We start from the raw sequence: 7,302 nt of genomic DNA, 5'->3' as shown, positions 1-7,302 counted from the left end.
GGCATCCGTTGTGGACGTGCCTAGGTCGTCAATCAGTTTCGCGATTTCAGGGTTAGCAAGAAGCTTCTTTTCAATCGCATCAATCTTGGCCTTATCGGCCGGATCTCGTCTCGCCACAGTATTCATTCTGGCTTATCTCCTTATGCGGGATCGGTTCCCACACACAAACCATCAGACACTCTCTAAGCGGTTTTGCCGCGGCCGGCGGCCGAGCCTTTTGGCTTCGGTTTTAACGCCTCGTCACCGCCCTTGTGTCACTGCCGCAACCAAGAAGTGACCAGCTGATCTGATGACAGGCCAAATTCACGAGCAAGATTCATCTTTGTCTCGCCGGCAAGATGGCGTTGGACAACTTCCTTTTTGATTTCGAAAGAGTACTGCTGCATTGTCGGTTTTTCCACAAGACATAGCCTGCCATGCAGTTGAAACCGACGATAAAGCGAACGGACGGCGTTTTTGGAGACGCCAAGAGCCTTCGCAGCAGCTTTAGATCCCATGCCCTGCTCGAAACACTCAACCAACTGCTCACTTAGCGAACTTCGTGCTCTCAATGAAACTACTCCTCACTAGTCGGTATCTGATTTCTCAGTCCAACTAATGAGGAGTAGTTCAGCGCCCGACGCCGGTTTTATCACCGTATTCGGCTCGGGGTCTATATCGAAGACTGAGAGGGCAGTTGCAATTGTAACCGGAGCAGGCACGCCCAATGCTTGAGCGAATGCCCTATCAACCACTTTCGGGTTACCTCCGGGAGCGGTCACATATCCGTACTTTTTCATTCTATCTTTGACAAACCGCAGATGTGAGACACTGGATCAAAACGACACACCGATCCGCTTGTCAACGAGCTCTTGAGCGAAGGAAGGGCCACTTTATGTCACGCCAAGAAAGCCTAGAATACAGCGATTGCCTAGGTTCTGCGCTTCTGCTTGATAGTGATACTTGAGCCGGCTTTGACTGCGTTAATCGCCATATAAACGCGGCGCAACGCATGGCCATAGGCATTTCCCGCCAACCCAGCTGCCTCAATAGAGTTCTTCGGCAGATCGCTCATCCCTTAACGTTACTTTCTAAGCGGACTGCTTTCTGGTCTTCCGAGTTCCGTTAAGCAAGACCTCCATCGGTCCAACCTAGCGCTAATACGGTCGTTCGCGCTCGAGATTCGACTACGCCAGACATCAGCTTTACGAAAGCCGGTAAGCATCGGTTCCATGAGCTTCCCAGAATTGTATACACTATGGTGTCATTTCAAGCCCACAAAGTAAATGATTTCTTCTGCGGATAACCGCGAGTAGCTCTAGCTGCGTCTTCCTAACTACGAAAACGGTGGACACCACAAACCACAGCGTCTCAAACGAACACGCTTCTGTGGTAGCTTTCAATTCCTATGTTCACATCTGCGCGATCGTCTGCCGAGTCTTTACCTCTAGAAAAGGTAACTATGGTGATTAAAAGCATTATCCTCAACCTGCAGGTGCGACAATTGGATTTTACCGGCTATCGGAAATGGCACCTTCGATTGCAGTCTCAAAAATAGCGTGCGAAGGAGGTCGATGCCCAGGCCTGGCGTTATATTCAAATGTCTGAAGATAGTTATGTTCCACTCCGTGAGAATATGCTTCTACAAATGGCGCGTAGTGCTCCTGGTGGTGAAAATCATTCGGCGCCGTCCAGTAGTGAACCTTTTGCAATTCTAGTTTCTTATACACTTCGAACGCAGAAGCTTTGTCACCAACTGAGCGTGCCCAGTTAGGGTCGAAACTGCCATCTTTTTTAATCAACTCAGGATAAACTGCCCGGAGATAGTCAGTTTGTGCTTTCAGGCCGTCAGGTCTCCCACCAACGAGATAGGCATCCAATTGAGTCTGCGGATTAAAGACCACTGCCGTAGAGTTTCGGACGTGAGGCGCAGTCTGCAACGCTGCAAATCCGCCACCCGATGACCCCGCAAGCACAACTTCTTTAGAACCCAAGTTTTCAGCGAAAATATTGGCCCATTTCGCGATCAAGCGGTGGAGATCAAGACCTGCCCACCCCGTAAACCAGGCCAATTCGGCCTTTTGTGAAGCAAAAGAGACGGGTCGGAAAAAAGAGGACATTGTAGGGAGTGGGTCTGACCCCCGGTAAGTAGACACGTCGGGGGTTAGGCCCGGTGACCGCTTGTATCATTCTGAAACATTGCCTCGCCCAAACGACGACAAATGTGCCTTGATACGTCGCAGCGTCTACCTTTAGCCACGGGTCGATCCAAAGGTTCTCAACAACGGGATCCTTTACAAAGCCCTTCGGCGGATAGAAGGATCGGTCAGCGTACGCAAACCCCGCGGGAAACTACTTTCAAATTCAACCATCACAATTCCCTACATTGGCCTGCCAATTAGCCCGCTCACTTCTACTAAACAAAATTGGGTTCGAGACCTTGAGGCCAAGAGATTTCCCTGATTCGCGGCACTTCAATCACTGCAAGTACCTGCATAATCATGTAGATATTCTAGCCGATCGCGCCGCACTCATAGCAGTCAAAGTAGTCAGAAAATTTCTTGCCCCTTATGAGATCGAGATAAAGACGAGCCTCGGCATCGTAATACATTTGGCCCAATTCTTTGTCCGCTTCATCAAACAATTGACCGGCATACGTACCTCCCGGATGAGGCGTAATTTCACCCAAAACCACTTGGTTCTGCGCCGAGAGAAAATCTATCCGCAAGAACGGGACCGGGCTGGCGAGTGAAATTCTTTTGGCATATTCGAGCAAAATTTCTGGGAAACCAGAAGTTTTGAGACGCGTTCGGGCGCCATTCATCCGAAATTCACCGCCACTTGGGCGGTGGTAAAAATACTCGTTCCCGTCCGCGTTGAAGGGATCACGTTTAATTTCCTGCACTACACCGGGACGCCCATAAAATGACCAGACCTTAAAGTCGTGCGCTAACTCACCTTCGTCAGATGTGATTGCCTGCTCCAACTTCCAAATAGGGAGTTTCTTTAGCTTCTCACTTTTAACTTCAGAAATAGCCTCATCAACAGACGAATATCGGTGGCGACTAGAAAACGACACAAGTTCCAAGTTCTCGTCAACAAGAAATACCCCTTTCGCTGCAGAACCTTCTTCCGGCTTCAGAACAGTGTTAGGTCGAAGAATGATATTGTCGACGGTTTCTTGCTCTTGTAGAATCGCAGGCAACGGAATCCCCAGCCTTGCGGCAAACTTCCGGTCCGCAGTCTTTGAATTTCCACCAGGAGCAACCACTGCCCCGTTCCGTTTCAAGGACTTCTTCCACAGCCGAGTGTGAGCAACCGAAGATCTAAATGATACTCCAATGTCGAAACGCTCCAAGTCCATCGCAAACCTTGGACGTATATCTTTGACGCTCAAAGGAGAATAGGCGTCAGTAAGCAGCTTCTTCCGTTCCAAACCGCTTACGCCCTCACTCCTTTTAAGTGTACTGATGCTCCTCCAGAGCTCACTTTTAGCAGCATTAAACGCCCGGACTTTGCTGCGAATGTCACGCTCTAGTTCTCCATACTCGCTTGAGCTCATTGAGAGTCCTCTCTCCTAGTTAAATGTCCATTTAGCCTTGCAAAACAGCCTGTGAATGATTGGCAGAAAAGTTACTCCGACTACGGTCGATAGCTCCCAGGTCACCAGATGAGCAAATTGAGAGAGACCTTCTTTCAGATGTCATCAGCCTTGCTCTGTTCAACCTCATCGACGTGGCCAACACAAACCTCACAGCAAATTGACTAAAAAAATCGGTGCCGAATAAGCCAAAGCCGTCTCCTAATTACCCTGTTGGCATCTTTTGCTAATCCGGTCAGTGAGGTGTGATTTAAATGCGCCCGAACTGCCGCCTGTGAGCGCGAAATAGGAAAATCCTCTAATTCAAAATTTAGCGCGGAGAACACGGATACGTCAGCCACACTAGCCTTAGGCAACTGTCGGTAATTTCGATATCTCTTTCCCAAGTCGTCCGAAGGCTTGTCTACACCAGAATCTTGGCTCAAGTGCATCGTGTGGACATACGAGACTTCCCGAGCATCCAAAATGACGGGATTCTTTTCGTCCGTTCTGGGGTGCGCGACCGGCTTGGGCTGAACTACACGCCCCTTAGGGTCAGTTACGCAGATCTTTAGCAACCCCAAAGCAATCTTTGGCCGATACTCAATCCGGGGGCCATAAAATCTACCGTCTGAGTAAAAGGCCTGAATCCCCTTCGCCAATGTGACTACCATCCCGCCAAACTCAGGCTTTAGGTACTGCGAACACTGCCGGAAAAATGTTGGCGCGAGAATATCGTCGTCATCTAACCGGTAAACCCCAAATACTTCTCCATCACCAAACACCTCAGCGCCGTACTTAACGAGGCTCAGACCTTTTCGATTCTGTGAAGTCCTCAAATCAAGTTTGAGCCACGGAAATTCTGACGCGGCTCTTTCAAGCTGCCTCTTGTACTTTGCCGGTAACTCTTCAGAATAGCTCACCACATGAACTAGGTTTACGTCTTTCGACGCACTATCAAGTATCGGCAGAGATATATCGAAGAAAATGTGAGCCCGTTGCTCTAGCCGGCTCTCGTCGAAAAGAGACGCCCTGTATGACTCCCCATTGCCGCCACGGCTCTTGTTCTGTCTTGTGGCCCTCCAAGAACTAGAATTCGGTTCGTAAAGGCTAAACCGTGTGTTTCCTATAAAATTGTAGGACACGAGTCCTCCTTATACACATCAATCAAAGCGAGCCGAGGATTTGTGAAATCTTTGTGCTAAACGCTTCTCGGCTAAACCGCTCCTTCAGTACTTTAGCCGCTTTTCGTTGTTGTTCAGTATATAGGCTCCAGTCATTAAAGTACTTCCAGATCATCTCCTCGACCTCGTCAATATCGCAATAGACAGCAGCGCTACCAAACACTGGTTGGAAATGTCGAGGCAGAATTACAACCAAATTGCTAGCGATTGCTTCGAGGATCGATCGACCAAAAGCTTCAACAGCCTTTGAATTTTGGAAAAACACATAGAAGTCAAGTGAGTCCAGGAAGTCGGAAACACTAATCGCGTCCCGCTCTAGCACGGTCCAATTGTCTGGAAATGACTTACGCTTTAGTAGCCTCGAGGGGGTCTTTCCTCCTCCCATGACGCGTACCTGAATATCGCTAGAGACTGGGTACGCAAATTCGACTAGTTCTTTACTCTCTGGCCATTTCATTTCATCATCACGCGAGTGACGACCAATGACTGGCTTATTTCCACGCTTTTGACGTGGTACCGCTGTGTGCCATTCAGAAATCGAAAGGATTCCAGGGAAATCAAAATTTTCAAGTTCGTCTTCAGCCAAGTAAGGTTTGATCGCTTCTCGCACCTGGGGCCCTTGAGGTACCCATGTGACAGCCTCAGTAAAACAAGATTTGGCCTTGCTATGACATTCGCGCACCAAATATCTGATATCAGTGCCATCAAGCTCTGATGGAGCTTGATTTGCAGTTACAAACATTCTCTTGATGCGTAGAGCCGACGGACGGTCTGCCATAAACTGCAAAATTGGAGGATACCTAAGAATTAGAAGATCTACGTCAATTTCGTCGTCAAATAGGACTTCATCAACGTACCCAGAATTTATCAGCTTTTGAATTTCCGGTGCCAAGAATTCGACTTTAGTGGACATAAACCGTCCAGCCTCTAGATGAAGGACGGCTACAGAAATTTGGGCCGCCTTAAGCGCATGTATCTCTTCCAGCATAGACTTCTGTGGCCCACCCCATTTGCGCCAATCACCAGCAAGAACAACCTGATAGGATTGCGGCGCATTATCGTCCTTCCTAAATCTGCGAGGAACTGCAATATGAGGCAGAACGCCTTGATCGACGTCTAGCTCTTGCGGTTCTGAATTTAGGTGCCACCACTGATAGGCCGACTTAAATTGGTTTCGAGCGGGGTGGCTCCAGCCCGCCGCAAACTCACTGCGAGAAAGGCTATCCGAAAGAATTCTTACGACTGTCAGCGGTTGGTGAATTGTCTCAACCTTTTGTTCAAAGCGCTTTTCAATGCGCTTTGCAAGCTCCGTATCGGCAGCCTTCCTGGTCTCCAGAAAGCCTCCGACCTTGCGTAGCTGCTCAGCTCGAACCATTAATGAAGACGCATTGCTGTTTATGGACTTATATCCGAGACGTAATCTGCTCAACTGTTCGTTACAGAGAACAGCATCAACTCGACACCCAACAACAGACGGATTTCCCCTCAAGAACTCAACTTGCGTTGCTAGCCGTTGTGGGTGAGACCAATCATCGTCGTCTTGCCCTGTATAGAACCCTCCCTTCGCCACTGAAAGGCCGACGTTTCGTGCAGCATATGTTCCTGCGTTTGCTTCCAAGTGAATTACTTGAACTCTGGAGTCAAGGGATTGAAGCTTCTCAAAGGTCTGTCGATACTCATCACCGGAAGCATCATCGACAATGATCAATTCAATTGCCCTAAGCGTTTGCGATAAGATTGATTGAACTGAAGTCAGAATTTGCCGGTATTCAGGCTTATAGGCAGTCATAATCACAGAGACCATCGGGGGAACATCAACGCTCTCTGGATGGTCATCGCCCATTTTTTCTCGACTGACGGTTAGTGCGTCGAATGGCGGTACATCGGCATTTGGCAAAAGTGAAACTGGCCAAAGATCGTTCTCGAGAAATACTTTATTGAACGATGTCAACCAGTTATCGACTAAACCGTCAGATACACCACTACTGGAGTCTTCCCGAAATGGTGAGTTAAGCTCAGCTTCCAAGTATGAATACTCGAGATTACGAATGTCTTTCCACTTAGCTAGGAGATCGGCTGCATGCTTCGCCTTCCCATTCAGTAGCGCGTACTGTACTTCGAGAAGCCTTGCCTTTCTATTCTTCTTCTCCGCGGGCCTAACCTTATTTACAGCAGACAAGAGCCAAGCGCCGATTCTTGCATCCCGTTCATCGGTGCTAGCTAACAAAAGAAGCCTAGCAGCATCCTCGATCGGCTTCGGGGAATAGGAGCGACCGTTCGCTTTCCCGAAAAGTCTTTCTTTAACACCGTTAATCCCCGCTGACGAGTAGGCGTACACAACAGCAGACCTTAAGTCATTCCACAACAACTGATTGTCAGTGGCTTCCATCGACAATACGTCGAGGAACTCTAACGATCTATTCCGAATGGCAGTAGCAAAGGCTGCGTTCGGCCGGCGACGCGATATGTCTGCGTAGTCTGCGAGCAAGTCTCGCCTCTTCAAATCGAATCTATTCCGAATCGATAGGTAATCAGAAAAGCTATTTTGCCACGTATTCA

At 48.7% G+C, this 7,302-nt stretch carries 4 protein-coding genes and 1 pseudogene; all 5 read right to left on the bottom strand.

What is annotated here, in order from left to right:
- Positions 1-178: 178 nt before the first annotated feature.
- Positions 179-424 (bottom strand): annotated as a pseudogene (locus tag MHY24_RS08435) (helix-turn-helix domain-containing protein); the annotation flags it as partial.
- Between the two features lie 1,066 nt (positions 425-1,490).
- Positions 1,491-2,099, bottom strand: coding sequence for a hypothetical protein (locus tag MHY24_RS08430; RefSeq protein ID WP_239229660.1), 609 nt, complete (start codon positions 2,097-2,099; stop codon positions 1,491-1,493).
- Positions 2,100-2,491: 392 nt separating this feature from the next.
- A complete protein-coding gene (locus MHY24_RS08425) occupies positions 2,492-3,541 on the bottom strand; it encodes an ATP-grasp fold amidoligase family protein (protein WP_239229658.1) in 1,050 nt (349 codons plus the stop codon).
- A gap of 203 nt (positions 3,542-3,744) precedes the next feature.
- Positions 3,745-4,704, bottom strand: coding sequence for a glycosyltransferase (locus MHY24_RS08420; RefSeq protein WP_239229656.1), 960 nt, complete (start codon positions 4,702-4,704; stop codon positions 3,745-3,747).
- 22 nt (positions 4,705-4,726) lie between these two features.
- Positions 4,727-7,132: a glycosyltransferase gene (locus MHY24_RS08415; RefSeq protein ID WP_239229666.1), complete on the bottom strand. Its 2,406-nt coding sequence runs from the start codon at positions 7,130-7,132 to the stop codon at positions 4,727-4,729.
- Positions 7,133-7,302: the final 170 nt, after the last annotated feature.

The sequence above is a fragment of the Corynebacterium sp. ACRPQ genome, assembly GCF_022347225.1.
Taxonomy (GTDB): Bacteria; Actinomycetota; Actinomycetes; order Mycobacteriales; family Mycobacteriaceae; genus Corynebacterium; species Corynebacterium tuberculostearicum_D.
The sequence above is the reverse complement of the archived record's forward strand: the minus strand, read 5'-3'. Positions and strand labels throughout refer to the sequence as shown.

Coding starts and splice junctions, on each gene's coding strand:
- MHY24_RS08415 (WP_239229666.1), bottom strand. CDS start 7,132: ATGGAAGCCACTGACAATCAGTTGTTGTGGAATGACTTAAGGTCTGCT.
- MHY24_RS08430 (WP_239229660.1), bottom strand. CDS start 2,099: ATGTCCTCTTTTTTCCGACCCGTCTCTTTTGCTTCACAAAAGGCCGAA.
- MHY24_RS08425 (WP_239229658.1), bottom strand. CDS start 3,541: ATGAGCTCAAGCGAGTATGGAGAACTAGAGCGTGACATTCGCAGCAAA.